At 46.5% G+C, this 14,999-nt stretch carries 18 protein-coding genes; 9 read left to right on the forward strand and 9 right to left on the reverse strand.

All coding sequences use genetic code 11. The annotated features are described in order from the left end of the window. Positions 1–5: 5 nt before the first annotated feature. The 3 genes from kapB to G9F75_RS15965 all read right to left on the reverse strand — a co-directional run bounded on the left by kapB (position 6) and on the right by G9F75_RS15965 (position 3,009). Positions 6–392, reverse strand: coding sequence for a kinase-associated lipoprotein KapB (gene kapB, locus G9F75_RS15955; protein ID WP_014418751.1), 387 nt, complete (start codon positions 390–392; stop codon positions 6–8). A 47-nt stretch (positions 393–439) separates the two neighbouring features. Beyond that, the gene (locus G9F75_RS15960; protein WP_022553702.1) at positions 440–1,723 is read right to left on the reverse strand and encodes a sensor histidine kinase; all 1,284 of its coding nucleotides are present in this window, start codon (positions 1,721–1,723) and stop codon (positions 440–442) included. Positions 1,724–1,845: 122 nt separating this feature from the next. Then, positions 1,846–3,009 carry a MalY/PatB family protein gene (locus tag G9F75_RS15965; protein WP_121984665.1) on the reverse strand — a complete coding sequence of 388 codons (1,164 nt, stop codon included), beginning with the start codon at positions 3,007–3,009 and terminating at the stop codon, positions 1,846–1,848. 86 nt (positions 3,010–3,095) lie between these two features. Between G9F75_RS15965 and G9F75_RS15970 the strand changes: the two genes are divergently transcribed. After that, on the forward strand, positions 3,096–3,356 hold the full coding sequence (locus G9F75_RS15970) for a DUF1871 family protein (RefSeq protein WP_014418748.1): 261 nt from the start codon (positions 3,096–3,098) through the stop codon (positions 3,354–3,356). A gap of 24 nt (positions 3,357–3,380) precedes the next feature. Here G9F75_RS15970 and G9F75_RS15975 read toward each other — a convergent pair whose 3' ends face one another. Next, positions 3,381–4,202, reverse strand: a complete 822-nt coding sequence (locus G9F75_RS15975) for an alpha/beta fold hydrolase (RefSeq protein ID WP_021495356.1) — start codon at positions 4,200–4,202, stop codon at positions 3,381–3,383. 152 nt (positions 4,203–4,354) lie between these two features. On the opposite strand from G9F75_RS15975, the gene G9F75_RS15980 reads away from it, so the two are divergent. The 3 genes from G9F75_RS15980 (at position 4,355) to yugI (ending at position 6,614) form a co-directional block, all read left to right on the forward strand. Then, positions 4,355–4,855, forward strand: coding sequence for an Lrp/AsnC family transcriptional regulator (locus tag G9F75_RS15980; protein ID WP_003152098.1), 501 nt, complete (start codon positions 4,355–4,357; stop codon positions 4,853–4,855). After that, positions 4,856–6,025 (forward strand): aminotransferase, encoded by a 1,170-nt coding sequence (locus tag G9F75_RS15985; RefSeq protein ID WP_025285179.1) that lies wholly within the window; start codon positions 4,856–4,858, stop codon positions 6,023–6,025. It begins immediately after the preceding gene. Positions 6,026–6,221: 196 nt separating this feature from the next. Further along, positions 6,222–6,614, forward strand: a complete 393-nt coding sequence (gene yugI / locus G9F75_RS15990; protein ID WP_007408653.1) for a S1 domain-containing post-transcriptional regulator GSP13 — start codon at positions 6,222–6,224, stop codon at positions 6,612–6,614. Between the two features lie 47 nt (positions 6,615–6,661). Here the strand turns inward: yugI and G9F75_RS15995 are convergent, their stop codons facing one another. Continuing rightward, entirely contained in the window at positions 6,662–6,898 is a 237-nt protein-coding gene (locus G9F75_RS15995) for a DUF378 domain-containing protein (protein ID WP_003152104.1), read from the reverse strand. A gap of 230 nt (positions 6,899–7,128) precedes the next feature. Here G9F75_RS15995 and G9F75_RS16000 point away from each other — a divergent pair, with 230 nt between their 5' ends. Then, positions 7,129–8,292 (forward strand): iron-containing alcohol dehydrogenase, encoded by a 1,164-nt coding sequence (locus G9F75_RS16000; protein WP_014418746.1) that lies wholly within the window; start codon positions 7,129–7,131, stop codon positions 8,290–8,292. A gap of 86 nt (positions 8,293–8,378) precedes the next feature. Then, positions 8,379–9,551, forward strand: coding sequence for an iron-containing alcohol dehydrogenase (locus G9F75_RS16005; protein WP_003152109.1), 1,173 nt, complete (start codon positions 8,379–8,381; stop codon positions 9,549–9,551). Between the two features lie 215 nt (positions 9,552–9,766). Here the strand turns inward: G9F75_RS16005 and ycaC are convergent, their stop codons facing one another. Further along, on the reverse strand, positions 9,767–10,411 hold the full coding sequence (ycaC, locus tag G9F75_RS16010; protein ID WP_014418745.1) for an isochorismate family cysteine hydrolase YcaC: 645 nt from the start codon (positions 10,409–10,411) through the stop codon (positions 9,767–9,769). A 124-nt stretch (positions 10,412–10,535) separates the two neighbouring features. Next, the gene (locus G9F75_RS16015; protein WP_167409229.1) at positions 10,536–11,102 is read right to left on the reverse strand and encodes an NADPH-dependent FMN reductase; all 567 of its coding nucleotides are present in this window, start codon (positions 11,100–11,102) and stop codon (positions 10,536–10,538) included. Positions 11,103–11,499: 397 nt separating this feature from the next. Between G9F75_RS16015 and G9F75_RS16020 the strand changes: the two genes are divergently transcribed. The 3 genes from G9F75_RS16020 (at position 11,500) to G9F75_RS16030 (ending at position 13,698) form a co-directional block, all read left to right on the forward strand. Continuing rightward, positions 11,500–12,852: a glucose-6-phosphate isomerase gene (locus tag G9F75_RS16020; protein ID WP_007408647.1), complete on the forward strand. Its 1,353-nt coding sequence runs from the start codon at positions 11,500–11,502 to the stop codon at positions 12,850–12,852. A gap of 65 nt (positions 12,853–12,917) precedes the next feature. Continuing rightward, positions 12,918–13,271: a transporter gene (locus tag G9F75_RS16025; RefSeq protein ID WP_260399142.1), complete on the forward strand. Its 354-nt coding sequence runs from the start codon at positions 12,918–12,920 to the stop codon at positions 13,269–13,271. A gap of 22 nt (positions 13,272–13,293) precedes the next feature. Then, positions 13,294–13,698 (forward strand): YugN-like family protein, encoded by a 405-nt coding sequence (locus G9F75_RS16030; protein ID WP_015418088.1) that lies wholly within the window; start codon positions 13,294–13,296, stop codon positions 13,696–13,698. On the opposite strand, the gene G9F75_RS16035 is transcribed toward G9F75_RS16030, so the two are convergent. Next, entirely contained in the window at positions 13,695–14,681 is a 987-nt protein-coding gene (locus tag G9F75_RS16035) for a potassium channel family protein (protein ID WP_014418741.1), read from the reverse strand. The genes G9F75_RS16030 and G9F75_RS16035 overlap by 4 nt on opposite strands. Beyond that, entirely contained in the window at positions 14,678–14,932 is a 255-nt protein-coding gene (locus tag G9F75_RS16040; RefSeq protein ID WP_003152123.1) for a protein mistic, read from the reverse strand. The genes G9F75_RS16035 and G9F75_RS16040 overlap by 4 nt, the downstream gene beginning before the upstream one ends. Between the last annotated feature and the right edge of the window lie 67 nt (positions 14,933–14,999).

Here is a 14,999-nt window from a genome sequence, read left to right on the forward strand (position 1 = left end):
CTGGGTCAAGTTCTTTTAAAATAGTCACGCTCTAACGCGGCCAAGTTGGCGAGCGAACGTTCCGCCCATTCTGAGCCGTCCGCTGTAAGCTGATCTTTCAGCCGGGCAGACGCCGCTTGTAAGGAAGCCGTATAATCAGGCACCTCGCCATCAAACGGTTTGACCATCTGATGCGGTATGTTTGTCTGTTCCCCGAATGCAAGCGCTCTTCTTTCATGAAAAAACGGAACATCCGCCTGCTTCGGATGATGAAGATCTCCTTGAGCGGGATGCGTCAGAACGGCTTTAATTTTCACTAAATAGTGATTGGGCCTGATGTCTGTCACTTCCCCTATGTATGCTCCTGTTTTATAAAACCCTTTTACGATTGTGCCGATTTCAAACGTATTCATAGCGTTCACCTCTCTCTAGTTATTCTATAAAAGATCAACGCGGTTGGCTAGTGAACAGCTGCCGGAAGCCTGACTGAGGCCGTTGTGCCCGAGTGCTCGCCGCTGGTGAAACAGACGGAGCCTTCATGATGCTGAATAATCGAGAATGTCACGGTAAGCCCGAGCCCGGTGCCGTTCGTTTTCAGCGTATAATACGGCTTGCCGAGTTTCTGCAGTTCTTCATCGGACATGCCGATTCCGTTATCCGTAATCTGAATGAGAATCATCTCTTCCTGTTTTTGGACGGAGACCTCGATTCGGCCGTTTTCAGAGGGCACGGCTTCAATACTGTTTTTAATCAGATTAATGAAGGCCTGTTTCAGTTTTTTTACATCGCCGAACACATATAAATCAGGCTCGCTTCGAACCGTAACGGTCACCGATTTAAAATGGGCATAAGACTCCATTAAGGAACCTGTTTCCTTTACGAGCAGAGAAATATCAAACTTTTCTTTTTCATAGTCATCCTGCTTCGCCATATCGAGATAATTCGTAATGATCGTCTGAGCCCGGTCGAGTTCGGACAGCACAAGTTTCTGATATCCGGAGTGGGATTTGTCCTGAAGCTGCTCGCCGCTGAACAGCAGCTGCACAAAACCTCTGACGACCGTAAGCGGATTGCGGACTTCATGGGCGACGCTTGCCGCAAGCTCGCTGACGACGGCCATTTTTTCTGAGTGAATCAGCCTTGCCCGCATGGACGCATTCTCATCAATGATCTCAATCAAATAAATGCACAGCAAAAGGGCGCTGACTTGAAAAAAAACAGATACTGCCGCCTCATAATAAACGGAAGGTAGATTTTGAAAATTGAAAATATTGGTCGCGGAATAGATGAAGACAGATGCGGTTAATAAGGCGGTTTCAGTGCAGCCGATGAGAAGAGCGAAAAGCAGTTTCTTCCGCTTTGAAAAAAAAGGCCATTTCGTTTGGAGCTGGATAGGGATGATGATTAAAAAAGGAATTAAGGATAAGAAAAAAAGAGCGGAAGGTTCAAACCATATGAGCTGAAAAAAAACGGATGCCGCCCCTGCGGCAAGTCCTGCGCCGGTACCGGAATAAAGCAGGCAGACGATAATGGGAATCAGCTGCAAACCGTAACGGACGGAATGAAGCTCCTGGATGGGAAAAGCCGTACATAATAAGGAAGATGACGCTGCAAATACGGCGACCAGCAGGCGGTTCGCTCTCGGCACAAGCAAATCGGGCTTGCTGAGCCAGAAGACTTGATAAAGAAAAATAGGGAATAAAATAAAAGAGAAGTGAAGCAGGTAATCCTTTACAATCTCCATTTATGCGAAATCCTTTCCTATGTAAATATGAATCTATTATAACATCTTTACCGGAAAAAAAAGTATATATTTCTCTAAAGCGAACGCCCTTATCTCATCTGATAAAGGCGTTCTTTCCGCTGCTAAGCGAGCGCTGCTTTCATTCTCTCAAGCCCTTCTTTTACGGCAGCGGCTGAACAGCCGACATTAAGTCTCATAAATCCTTCGCCGCCCGGTCCGTATTTTGTTCCCGGCTCTAATATGATTTTCCCTTTTTTGAGCATTCTTTCTTTGAGCTCGGCATCCGAAAATCCGTACTCGCTGAAATCCATCCAGATCAAATAGGAAGCGTCAGGCTTCATCATGCGGACTTTCGGCAATTCTTGTCTTAAAAAGTCCTCAGCCAATTTCATATTCCCTTCAATGTAAGGAATCAGCGCGTCAAGCCAAGGGCCTCCCTTTGTATAAGCCGCTTCAATTGCTGCAACCGCAAATGTGTTGAGGCTGGAAATCCCGTTCTGATGCAATGCGGCGGAGAATTTCGCCCGCTTATAACGATCGGGAATGATAATGGCGGATGCCTGAATGCCGGCAATATTAAACGTCTTGCTCGGCGCGACACAAGTAACGGAAATCCGCGCAAACTCCTCAGACAGAGAAGCGAAAGGCGTATGCGGCTTTCCGTACAGCATCAAGTCGGAATGTATCTCGTCAGAAACGACGGTGACGTTATGGGCGGCGCACAGCGATCCGAGCTTCATAAGCTCATCCCGGCTCCACGCTCTGCCGGACGGATTGTGGGGGTTACAAAGAATCATCAGCTTGACCTCAGAATCGTTCAGCTTTTTCTCAAGATCCTCAAAATCCATACAGTAGACGCCGTTTTCTTCCCGTAATGGGTTATGTAAAACCTGCCGTTTGTTTTCCTTGATCATCTGATAAAAAGGCGTATACACCGGTGATTGAATCAACACCGGATCGCCCGGTTCGGTAAAGGCTTGTACGGCCATGCTGATTGCCGTGACAACACCGGGACTGAACGCGATGCTTGCGGGATCGGGCCGGTAGCCGTGCCGCGTCTCAAGCCATGAAGCGACGGCTTCTCTTGTGTTTTCGTCAGGAGACGTATAACCGAATATGCCGTGGTCAAGGCGGGCTTTTAAGGCGTCAGTGACCGCTTCGGGAGCGCGGAAATCCATATCGGCAACCCACATCGGAAGCGCATTCGATACGCCGAATAACGCTTCCGCCTTGTCCCATTTCACCGATTGTGTGCCAAGACGGTTTTCTCGAAGATCAAAGTTCATGTATGTCACTCCTGTAGTATCATTATTTTGCACAGCGTATCTATGATAAAATAGAATTGCAAACTTTATTATAAGCGGTGATGAAAATGGAAGAAAGCCAAGCGGTCATGGAAATGATGAAAATCATTGCCAAGTGGGACCCGTTTAAATATGGAGAAGATTTTTATGAGACAGAAGCCGTCGACATCGTTCAGGCCGTCTACAGTGAAGACCGTGCCGACAAGCTGGCAGCAGCCATTCAGGATATCTTTGAAGCTTCATTTGAGCAAAAGCTTCCGATCGAAGGCTGCCAAAAGGCCGCCGAGCAGCTTCTGTCCATAAAAGAAAGCAGCTCCTGCACCCCTTAAAAACCGGCGGTTCCGCCGGTTTTTTTATTGAATAAATTCAAAAATCCGCTCCGAAACAAACTCCGGGCGCTCTTCGGGTACGAGGTGCCCCGTATCCTTGAGTGAATACAGAATGGAATCCGGCAGGTCGTCATGAAGCCGTTTTCCGATTGAGACCGGAACGACCCGGTCTTCTTCTCCCCAGATTAAAAGAGCGGGGTTTTGCACTTTCTTCAAATCCTCGGGCTCTAAATCGCCCTCCCTGTGTCTGATAAACCTTGTCATCGCTTTGAAAATCTGGCGGTCTGTAAATGGTTTTTCGTAACCGTCAATCATTTCCTGATCGATAAGCGTCCGGTCGTGAACGACATTTAACAGGTTGTTCAGCACGCCGTCTTTTGAAAGCCAATACTTAAGATACAGGTCAAAACAAGGGAGATGCGTCCCGAATATAATCGACGGGTGCGAGCGCTTTAAATACCCCGAGCTGCACAGCAGGACGATTTTAGAAAAAAGCTCGGGTCTGAGAAGAGACGCGGATAAGGAAATCTGGCCGCCCATTGAATGGCCGATGAGTGCGGCCCGGCTGATACCGAGCTTTTCCAGAAGTCCGATCAGAAGCTTGGCGAGGTTTGCGTAAGTATATACGAAAGTCCGTGACTTTTCCGATTGCCCGAAAGGAGGCAGGTCAACGGCGATAATATCATAATGGTTTCTGAGCAGCGGGATCAGTTTTCTGAAGCTGAATGCCGAAGATAAAAAACCGTGTACGCAGACGAGTGTCTGTCTGCCGGGATTTTCATAATGCTCGTAATACAGCTCAACTCCGTCTATCGCGGCCCGTTTAATCGGTGAAACAGCTTCCATGAGAGCCTTCGCCGTCCTTTCTTTGTTGTAATGTAAAGTCTTTTTTGATTGTCAGATTTTAGCTCTGGTTTCTTTCGGGTTTTTCTTAGCATTTGTCGAAAATCGTGATATAATGTCATGAAGATTTTTGATAATGCAAAGGTGTGAAACGTATGAAGCTGACCGAAAAAGAAACAGAAATATTAGAAATTTTAGACGAAAACAGCCGCGTTGATGCGGAAACGATTGCGAAAATGGCAAACATTCCCGCTGAAGAAGTCAAAAGCATCATTGAAAAGCTTGAAAAGGAAAAAGTCATCATTGATTATGCGGCGATGATCGACTGGCGCAAAGTCGACGGTTTGGAAGGCGTCACGGCGATGATTGACGTAAAAGTCACTCCGAAACGAAATGTCGGCTTTGATGAAGTCGCTGAGCGGATATACAGATTCCAGGAAGTTGAATCAGTGTACCTGATGTCAGGGGTGTATGACTTATCTGTCGTTATTCGCGGCAACACGATGTCAGACGTGGCAAGCTTCGTGTCTGAAAAATTGTCCACCCTTGAGTCCGTCGTTTCCACGACGACGCACTTTATCCTGAAAAAATATAAGCATGACGGCAAAGTCTTTGAAAGCGGAGACGATGACAAAAGAATCGTGGTGTCTCCGTAAATGGAAACGAAGACTTCTTATTTATCTGACTACGTGCAGCAGATTAAACCGTCAGGCATCCGCAAATTCTTTGATCTGGCTGCTACGATGGAAGGCGTCATTTCATTGGGAGTGGGAGAGCCTGACTTTGTGACGGCCTGGAACGTGAGGGAAGCGAGTATTCTTTCTTTAGAACAGGGTTATACGGCTTATACGGCAAATGCGGGTCTTTATGAACTGAGAGAAGAAATCAGCCGCTACTTAGATCAGCGGTTCGGCCTGAGTTATTCGCCTGACAGTGAACTGATCGTTACGGTAGGGGCAAGCCAGGCGCTTGATCTCGCTGTCCGCGCCATTATGAATCCCGGGGAGGAAATGTTAATTCCCGAACCGTGTTTTGTCGCATATGAATCACTCGTGACCCTGACGGGGGCGAAGCCGGTGCCGATTCAGACTGTCGCTGCAAAAGGTTTTAAAGCATCAGCAGCCGATTTTGAAGCAGCCCTGACGGACAAAACAAAAGCGCTGCTTCTATGTTCGCCGTCAAATCCGACAGGTTCTGTCTATTCGAAAGAAGAGCTTGAATCCATCGCTGCTTTCGCTGAAAAACACGACTTGATTGTGCTTGCCGATGAAATTTATGCCGAGCTGACGTATGATGAGCCATTCACGAGCATGGGGGCCATCCGCGGCATGAAGGAACGCACGGTTCTTATTTCCGGCTTCTCCAAAGCATTTGCCATGACGGGGTGGAGACTCGGATTTACGGCGGCGCCTCCCGTGATCAGGGATGCCATGCTCAAAATTCATCAGCACGCGATGATGTGCGCGCCTTCCATGGCTCAGTACGCGGCACTTGAAGGGCTGAAAAACGGCCAGGAAGACGTCGAAAGAATGAAGAAAAGCTATCGGAGACGCCGAAACCTGATTGTGGAGACATTGAACGAAATCGGACTCGGCTGCCACCACCCCGGCGGAGCATTTTACGCCTTTCCTTCCATTCAGTCGACCGGCATGAGTTCAGAAGAATTCGCGGAACAGCTGCTCATTGAGGAAAAAGTAGCCGTCGTTCCGGGGAATGTATTCGGCCCGAGCGGCGAAGGCTACATCAGATGTTCCTATGCGACATCCATTGAGCAGATTCAGGAAGCGCTCGTCAGAATCAAACGGTTTGTTGAAAAAAGGGCATAAAAAAAGATACGAACCCGGTTCGCATCCAAATAAAAGGGGGGAATACTAGAAAGCCTTCGTAATCATAGTATACCCCCATTTTTTTGTGCTTAAACATGATCATGTAAAAAAGTTCTCTTTGCGAAAAACAAACTTGTATGATATAATTTTAAATTGCGTATAATCTGTATTTAATTTAACTTAGGAGTTGTTATGAATGGCAGCAAAATTTGAAGTGGGCAGTGTGTACACTGGTAAAGTAACAGGATTACAAGCGTATGGTGCGTTTGTTGCATTAGATGAAGAAACTCAAGGACTTGTTCACATTTCTGAAGTCACTCACGGTTTCGTAAAAGACATTAACGAACACCTTTCTATCGGTGACGAAGTACAAGTAAAAGTACTTGCGGTTGACGAAGAAAAAGGCAAAATCAGCCTTTCTATCCGTGCGACTCAAGCGGCGCCTGAAAGAAAAGAAAGCAAACCAAGAAAACCGAAAGCGGCTCAAGCTTCTGAAGAAACATCTGCTCCGCAAGGTTTCAACACATTGAAAGATAAGCTTGAAGAGTGGATTGAACAGTCCAACCGCAAAGACCTTATCAAAAAATAATCATCAAAAAAAGCACCGGATATGTATGTTCGGTGCTTTTTTTATGTTTATCTGACTTCCGGATTTGCCGCTTCCTCGCGGGATGTTTCTTCGTTCGGCTTAAACAGCAGGCCGAGATTGATCAGACCGGCGATGCCGACAAGACCGTAAATAATCCGCGACAGAGCTGATCCTTGGCCGCCGAAGATGGCTGCTACTAAATCAAATTGGAAAAATCCGATCAGTCCCCAGTTAATAGCGCCGATAATCGTTAATACGAGACAGATACGCTGAATAACACTCATGTAAACAACCTCCTCTATGAATTCGTGAAACAGTTATAGATTGTGACAAAGCAAAGAATCTATGCATACTACATTCTCCGCCGTGTAAATCACACACTGTCTCAAGCTGTACAAGTGCCTTTCCCGGGAAGCCGCTGTCTGTAAACCGTGTGATGTGCCGTCAAAAAAGCGGATTGCTTTACATTGAATGTCATCTTTCTGCATAATATAAATCCAAAGGAGGAGATGTCATGCAAAACTTTACATATTGGAATCCGACCAAATTGATTTTCGGAAAGGGAGAGGTCGAAAAACTTCCTGAAGAAATCAAGCCGTACGGAAAGAACGTACTGCTCGTATACGGGGGCGGCAGCATTAAGCGCAGCGGTCTTTATGATCAAGTAACCGAACTGCTGAAAAAAGCAGGAGTTACCGTACATGAATTGGCAGGCGTAGAGCCGAATCCGCGTGTCTCAACGGTGAACAAAGGTGTTGCGCTCTGTAAAGAAAACAGCATCGATTTCTTATTGGCCGTCGGCGGCGGAAGTGTCATTGACTGCACGAAAGCCATCGCGGCTGGCGCTAAATATGACGGCGACGCGTGGGATATCGTCACGAAAAAACACCAGCCGAAAGAAGCGCTGCCGTTCGGAACAGTGCTGACACTTGCGGCAACCGGTTCAGAGATGAACTCCGGATCAGTCATCACAAACTGGGAGACACAAGAGAAATACGGATGGGGGAGCCCGCTCGTTTACCCTAAATTCTCTATTCTCGATCCGGTAAACACATTTACCGTTCCGAAAGACCACACCATTTACGGCATGGTCGATATGATGAGCCATGTGTTTGAACAATATTTCCACCACACGTCAAACACGCCGTATCAGGACCGGATGTGTGAATCGCTTCTGCGCACGGTGATTGAAACAGCGCCGAAGCTGATCAATGATCTGGAGAACTACGAGCTTCGTGAGACGATTTTATATACAGGCACGATCGCATTAAACGGAATGCTGTCAATGGGCGCAAGAGGGGATTGGGCCACACACAACATCGAGCATGCGGTATCAGCGGTTTACGATATACCGCACGCCGGAGGTTTAGCGATTCTGTTCCCGAACTGGATGAGACATGTGCTCAAAGAAAATCCGGCCCGCTTTAAACAGCTTGCCGTCCGTGTTTTCGATATAGACGAGACAGGCAGATCAGATGAAGAGATCGCACTTGAAGGAATCAGCAAGCTGTCTGATTTCTGGACGAGCCTCGGCGCTCCGAACAGACTCGCTGATTATGATATTTCTGATGAGAAGCTGGATACGATTGCAGATAAAGCGATGGCAAACGGAGCATTCGGACAGTTCAAGTCACTGCAGAAAGAAGACGTGCTTGCGATACTGAAAGCATCATTGTAATAACATAAAGGGGGCGGCCGGATTGGCAGCTCCTTTTTTTCTGTGTTATAGTAATTCCCTTACGATTTTTTTGGAGGTCATGATAAATGGAGAACTTTACGTACTACAATCCGACGAAACTGATTTTCGGAAAAGGTCAAATCGACCAATTGAAAAAAGAGCTGAAGCAATACGGGAAAAACGTGCTGCTTGTTTACGGAGGCGGCAGCATTAAGCGAAACGGCCTGTATGACCAAGTAACAGGCATCTTAAAAGAAGAAGGCGCAACCGTTCATGAGCTTGCGGGCGTTGAACCGAACCCGCGTCTGGAAACGGTAAATAAAGGAATTGAGCTGTGCAGACAGCATGAGATTGATTTCCTTCTCGCAGTCGGCGGCGGAAGTGTCATCGACTGTACAAAAGCGATTGCGGCCGGTGCGAAATATGACGGCGACGCATGGGACATTTACAGCAAAAAAGTAACGGCGCAGGACGCACTCCCGTTCGGCACGGTGCTGACGCTTGCGGCGACAGGCTCTGAAATGAACCCTGATTCCGTTATCACAAATTGGGAAACAAACGAAAAATTCGTATGGGGCAGCAATGTCACTCATCCGCGTTTCTCCATTTTAGATCCTGAGAATACTTTCAGCGTTCCGGAAAACCAAACCGTATACGGCATGGTGGATATGATGAGCCACGTATTTGAACAATACTTCCACAATGTTGAAAACACGCCGCTTCAGGACAGAATGTGTTTTGCGGTCCTTCAGACGGTAATTGAAACAGCGCCGAAACTTTTGGAAGACCTTGAGAACTATAAGCACCGTGAAACGATTTTATACGCGGGTACGATCGCATTAAACGGCACGCTGCAAATGGGCTATTTCGGCGATTGGGCTTCCCATACGATGGAGCACGCCGTATCAGCGGTGTATGACATCCCTCACGCGGGAGGACTTGCGATTCTGTTCCCGAACTGGATGAGATACACGCTGGATACAAATGTAGACCGTTTTAAAAACCTGATGCTCAACATGTTTGACATTGATACTGAAGGCAAAACGGATAAAGAAATTGCGCTTGAAGGGATCGATAAATTGTCCGCGTTCTGGACAAGCCTCGGTGCACCGTCCCGCCTTGCGGATTATGACATCGGTGAAGACAAGCTTGAGCTGATCGCAGACATCGCCGCAAAAGAAATGGAATACGGCGGATTCGGCAATTTCCAAAAACTGAACAAAGATGACGTACTTGCCATCTTAAAGGCGTCACTGTAAGATACATTCCCGGCCGGGGTGAAGATGAAATAGATTTTCAAGCTGCAGATGTAATCACATGCTGCGGATTTGACTCCCTGTTTCTGTACATTTAGCAGAAAAGGATTAATTAACTTTGCGATTGCCGATCATCTATTTACACAAAATCTAAATCATGAAGAGCCTTGCTATACTTCGAATTTAAAAAAGGGGCGCTGATTCAATCAGCGCTCCTTTTATGCATTTTGTGTACTAAGGTCCCGCTGAGCCCCCATATAGCTTCCCATTAAGTTTTGATAACCGGGAAGATGACTGGAGATTAATGCGCCAAAACCTTCAACATCGTTGCGCCAATCACGCTGAAGCTCGCACGCTACGCTGAACCAGTTCATAAGCTGCGCGCCGCCATGAGCCATACGGGTTAATGATGCATCTGCTACTTGCTTATTAAACGTCCCTGAAGCATCTGTCACAACAAACACTTCGTAGCCTGCTTTAATGGCAGAAAGCGCAGGAAAAGCAACGCAGACGTCTGTTACCACCCCCGCGATAATCAGCTGTTTTTTGCCAGTCGCTTCAATGGCTTTAACAAAGTCTTCATTGTCCCATGCATTAATTTGTCCGGGACGGGCTATTTTTGGCGCATCAGGAAAGAGATCAACGAGTTCTTGCATGAGCGGTCCGTTGGGTCCGTTTTCAAAGCTGGTTGTTAAAATAACCGGTAAATCAAAGAATTTAGCCGTATCACCGAGAGCCAATACATTGTTTTTAAATTCATCAACGCCATAGTCACGCACGAGACCGGAAATAAGGCCGGTTTGATGGTCAACTAAAAGCACGGCAGCATCATCTTTTGAAAGACGGGAATAAAGATCAGACATTTTATAATCCTCCTTGAATTAAGGCAAGTAAGTTTGTGAATTGAAAACGGTAAATCTATTCATATGCTGTATAGATAGAAAGTTATTTCTGAGGTGACTTTTCGTGAGGGTGATGATCCTTCAATTAATCTGGAACGGGAACCGGAGCATGATCAATCCAATGGATGAACTGTTGTAAATAGCGTTGAAGATAACGTTTTGTTTGTTCATCCGTAAGTATGTTTTGAGCGGAATCAATTTTCTCATGGACTTGCGAAATCAGCATTTTTTGAAATGGCAAAACATTGACTTGCATAGCTTCGAGTACTTCTCTCATTTGCGTTTGACCAAAGGCAGTACCGAACCCTCCGGGGGTTGCTCCGATTAAGCCAACCGGTTTTCTGTTTAAAACAGAAGAGGTCCGCGGTCTCGATGCCCAGTCCAATGCATTTTTTAATACCCCCGGAATTCCGGAATTGTACTCTGGACTTACAATGATGACGCCGTCAACGTTTTGTATATCAGCTCTAAAGGATGTTACGGAGTCTGGTGCTCCGGCAATTTCTAAATCTTCATTAAAAAAAGGAAGACTGTCTATTTCAACCCAACGAAATTGAGCCGCATTATCGAAGTCAATCAATGATTGAGCAATTGCTCGATTATACGAGTTTTTTCGTAAACTTCCGCAAATAAGACCAATGGTTTTAGTCATAAAATCACCTCCCGGTTTAAAATCACTTTCATCTTAACATGATACTCCAAATATAGACACTATTTTTAAAAATGGACATTTATGCCTTAATATGCCTTCGCGGCAGCCTCTCAAGAGGAGTACTATATAAAAAGAACCGGCCCATCGGGATTGGCGATGGATGTCATCCTGCTCCAAAGTAAAGGTGATACGTTCCTGGATCATCAACATTCGATTCGTTACCCCTCTCACGATTATTACAAATATAACCATATCGAATCCGGGATATTGTATAAAAAATGAACGCATCTTTAGCGCAAATCCCGTATTCATCCGGCCTTCTTCATGACTTGATTTAGCGGGTGAGTTCATATAAAGTGAAAGAGAAAACAATTCACCGTGATGGAGGGACAAGCAAATGACGCATGTACGCTTTGATTACTCAAGAGCGTTACCTTTTTTCAATGAACATGAACTTACATACGCACGTGATTTCGTAAAAACGGCACACCATAATATCCATGAAAAAACAGGCGCCGGAAGCGACTTTTTAGGATGGGTGGACCTCCCTGAAAACTACGATAAAGAAGAATTCGCGCGCATTAAAAAAAGCGCTGAAAAAATCAAATCAGATTCAGACGTGCTTCTCGTCGTGGGTATCGGCGGTTCATACTTAGGCGCCCGCGCGGCGATTGAAGCGCTCAATCATTCTTTCTATAATGTTCTGCCGAAAGACAAGCGCAAAAACCCTCAAGTTATCTTTATCGGCAACAATATCAGCTCAACTTATATGAAAGATGTTATGGATCTTTTAGAAGACGCTGATTTCTCTATCAATGTCATTTCTAAATCAGGCACGACGACGGAACCTGCAATCGCTTTCCGGATTTTCCGCAAACTTCTTGAAGAAAAATACGGAAAAGAAGAAGCGAAAGCGCGGATTTACGCGACGACAGATAAAGAGCGCGGCGCTTTAAAAACGCTTTCTAATGAAGAAGGCTTCGAATCATTCGTTATTCCTGATGATGTCGGCGGACGTTTCTCCGTTCTGACTGCGGTAGGCCTTCTGCCGATTGCGGTAAGCGGGGCTGATATCGATGAAATGATGAAAGGCGCTCTTGATGCAAGCAAAGACTTTTCCAGCTCGGAATTAGAAGAGAACGCGGCTTACCAATACGCCGTCGTCCGCAACGTTCTGTATAATAAAGGAAGAACCATTGAAATGCTTATCAACTATGAGCCTGCGCTGCAATACTTTGCGGAATGGTGGAAGCAGCTCTTCGGCGAAAGTGAAGGAAAAGATGAAAAAGGCATCTATCCTTCTTCCGCTAACTTCTCAACAGACCTTCACTCTCTCGGTCAATACGTGCAGGAAGGCAGACGCGATCTGTTTGAAACTGTATTAAACGTTGAAAAACCGAAGCATGAGCTGACAATTGAAGAAGCGGAAAATGATCTCGACGGCTTAAATTACTTAGCCGGAAAAACGGTCGATTTCGTCAACAAAAAAGCGTTCGAAGGCACGATGCTTGCCCATACAGACGGAAAAGTGCCGAACTTAATTGTCAACATTCCGGAGCTTAATGCATATACATTTGGATATCTCGTCTATTTCTTTGAAAAAGCGGTGGCGATGAGCGGTTATCTGCTCGGAGTCAACCCGTTTGATCAGCCGGGTGTTGAAGCCTATAAGGTGAATATGTTCGCGCTTCTCGGCAAACCGGGCTTTGAAGAGAAAAAAGCAGAGCTTGAAAAACGCCTTGAAAAATAAAAAGAAGGGCTGGCCCTCAGCATGACGGGTCAGCCTTTTTTAAACCGTGAAAGGTGTGTTGATGAATGATACGACTCTTATGTAAGCATGCCGTCATTTCCGTCTGTTCCGCCGTTATTGTCTATTCGGCACTAAAACTGTCTCCTGAATCCCTCTTACAAACCATCCTGTTTTTCGCTTTCCCTCTCGGCTTGTTTACGGACATGGTCCGGCTGAAACTGAAGATTGGCCGGATGCAGTCGCTGATCACGAAGTGCTGTCTCTATGCCGCCGTTTTCTATATTTCAACGGAAGCCGTTCTCTCCGCAATTGTGACGTATGTTCTGATTGAATGCGCCGTCACCTCTTTCCGGCGTCTGTCTGCCGCTCCCGATTCTTCCCGGGCGCCGTATGAAGATGCCGCAGAGCGGGGACGCTAAAGACAAAAAGGAGCATATGCACATGATCAGCATTCCATCTTCACTTGAAGGGCAATCGTTTTTACTCCGCGAATTGGAACAGGTGCTGAAACCGATCGGTTATACCATCGGAGGCGGCTGGGAGTATGACCGCGGGTTCTTTGATTACAAAATTTCCGATCAGGACGGCTATTTATTTCTCCGCATCCCTGTTGAAGCAAATAAGGGACACCTGGATGAACGGGGGGCCGCCGTTACAATCGGCACACCCTTTTTGCTGAGGCACGTCTATCAGCAGGAAACGGATGATCACGCAGGCGGCGGTGTTTTTGAGTCATTATTCAACCAATTCTCCGAGCCGAAACGGCGGGATGCGGCAATTGACCGCTCATATACAGATATCGGCATCTCGCTTGTGAAAGAGCTGGAAGACGTCCTGCTGCATTAAAGAGCCAAAAACAGATCAGTATCGAGCACCTTGTATGACAGGGGAGGGGTCAGCATCGGCCCCTCTTCTTTTTGTATGCCGATGATCGTGGTATTCCGTTTGAGATAATAGAGCGCACAGTCATGATAGGATGACCCCTTTAATTCCCCGGGAACGGGAATGATGCGAACCTTTTTCTCCAGCGTCAGATCTGACAGCGTTTGCGGTTTGGCAAGCTGCAGCTTGACCCGGTAATGCTCAAACATCACCCGGCTCGACAGCCGTGATGTGCACAGAATCTTATTAGCTCCTGCGCGCTCGGCGTTTTTGACATACCGTTCCGTTAAAATTTCCACGATACAATAAACGGACGGATGCAGCCCTTTGATGGCGAGAAGCGTTAATACCGACAGCATATCAGCTTCGGATTCATTTTTCTGCTGATCCGCTGTCAGAATGACGGTATCGGCTTCCGTAACATTCGCCTTATTGAGCGTACTGTCATCAGCGGCATGTCCGCGGATGAAATGGACGTTTTCAATAAGCGGCCCTTCCCTTAATGAATCATCAATCAGGACGACAGTTTTTGACGGCGCGATGTGCTGCAGTTCTTTCAGCAGCATATGCGATTTCTCATTCCATCCGATAAGAATGACGTGCCCTTTGCCTTTAAAGGCGACCTTCCCTTCGACATAGCGGTGCTGTTTGCTGAATACGGCTGAAGAAAGCGTGGCGAAATAGGCGGTCACAAAACTCGCTCCGCTTAATACAAGCACCATGCCGGCAATCTGCCCGAGCGGCGTCTGGGGAACGTAATCGCCGTAGCCGACCGTGGCCACCGTAATAACCGCCCACCAAACCCCTTCAAACACAGACGTGAATTGCTTCGGTTCAAGCATGTAAATGAGTTGGCCGAACAATAAGATCAAGGCGATAATGATCAGTCCGATCCGAACATATAACGGCCATCTCAGCCAGGAAATAAAAATACGGTTTGATTTCATTCGTCCGGCTCTTCTTTCGACAGAGAGATGGATAAAATCTGCTTAATAATGGTGTTTAGTTTTTCGTCCAGCTGTTCCTGGCCGTATGAGTCACGCGCATGTCTGATTAAATCGGCCGTCTCATCTTCAAACTGAATGAGAGGCTCGTCGTTTTCCGATTCATTATAGAGCTGGATAAAGGCGTCAAGCCCCTCGTTCATTCTGTCTATCGCATTGCTCAGCTGTTCTTTCTCGCCATTTGTCACTTTCATGTCGATCACACCTGTATCTTTTTTTATACAGTATGTCCCAGTTCGTTTGATGTCTTTCAAAAATCGA

Source organism: Bacillus sp. EKM208B, from assembly GCF_011800725.1.
GTDB classification, from domain to species: Bacteria; Bacillota; Bacilli; order Bacillales; family Bacillaceae; genus Bacillus; species Bacillus velezensis.

What these genes read in the sequence shown, in the direction of transcription:
- G9F75_RS15960 (WP_022553702.1), bottom strand. Translation starts at nt 1,723, where the DNA reads ATGGAGATTGTAAAGGATTACCTGCTTCACTTCTCTTTTATTTTATTC.
- G9F75_RS15985 (WP_025285179.1), top strand. Translation starts at nt 4,856, where the DNA reads ATGGAAACGAAGACTTCTTATTTATCTGACTACGTGCAGCAGATTAAA.
- G9F75_RS16040 (WP_003152123.1), bottom strand. Translation starts at nt 14,932, where the DNA reads ATGAAAGTGACAAATGGCGAGAAAGAACAGCTGAGCAATGCGATAGAC.
- G9F75_RS16000 (WP_014418746.1), top strand. Translation starts at nt 7,129, where the DNA reads ATGCAAAACTTTACATATTGGAATCCGACCAAATTGATTTTCGGAAAG.
- G9F75_RS15970 (WP_014418748.1), top strand. Translation starts at nt 3,096, where the DNA reads ATGGAAGAAAGCCAAGCGGTCATGGAAATGATGAAAATCATTGCCAAG.
- G9F75_RS15975 (WP_021495356.1), bottom strand. Translation starts at nt 4,202, where the DNA reads ATGGAAGCTGTTTCACCGATTAAACGGGCCGCGATAGACGGAGTTGAG.
- yugI (WP_007408653.1), top strand. Translation starts at nt 6,222, where the DNA reads ATGGCAGCAAAATTTGAAGTGGGCAGTGTGTACACTGGTAAAGTAACA.
- G9F75_RS16035 (WP_014418741.1), bottom strand. Translation starts at nt 14,681, where the DNA reads ATGAAATCAAACCGTATTTTTATTTCCTGGCTGAGATGGCCGTTATAT.
- G9F75_RS16030 (WP_015418088.1), top strand. Translation starts at nt 13,294, where the DNA reads ATGATCAGCATTCCATCTTCACTTGAAGGGCAATCGTTTTTACTCCGC.
- G9F75_RS16015 (WP_167409229.1), bottom strand. Translation starts at nt 11,102, where the DNA reads ATGACTAAAACCATTGGTCTTATTTGCGGAAGTTTACGAAAAAACTCG.
- G9F75_RS16025 (WP_260399142.1), top strand. Translation starts at nt 12,918, where the DNA reads ATGATACGACTCTTATGTAAGCATGCCGTCATTTCCGTCTGTTCCGCC.
- ycaC (WP_014418745.1), bottom strand. Translation starts at nt 10,411, where the DNA reads ATGTCTGATCTTTATTCCCGTCTTTCAAAAGATGATGCTGCCGTGCTT.
- G9F75_RS15995 (WP_003152104.1), bottom strand. Translation starts at nt 6,898, where the DNA reads ATGAGTGTTATTCAGCGTATCTGTCTCGTATTAACGATTATCGGCGCT.
- G9F75_RS16005 (WP_003152109.1), top strand. Translation starts at nt 8,379, where the DNA reads ATGGAGAACTTTACGTACTACAATCCGACGAAACTGATTTTCGGAAAA.
- G9F75_RS15980 (WP_003152098.1), top strand. Translation starts at nt 4,355, where the DNA reads ATGAAGCTGACCGAAAAAGAAACAGAAATATTAGAAATTTTAGACGAA.
- G9F75_RS16020 (WP_007408647.1), top strand. Translation starts at nt 11,500, where the DNA reads ATGACGCATGTACGCTTTGATTACTCAAGAGCGTTACCTTTTTTCAAT.
- kapB (WP_014418751.1), bottom strand. Translation starts at nt 392, where the DNA reads ATGAATACGTTTGAAATCGGCACAATCGTAAAAGGGTTTTATAAAACA.
- G9F75_RS15965 (WP_121984665.1), bottom strand. Translation starts at nt 3,009, where the DNA reads ATGAACTTTGATCTTCGAGAAAACCGTCTTGGCACACAATCGGTGAAA.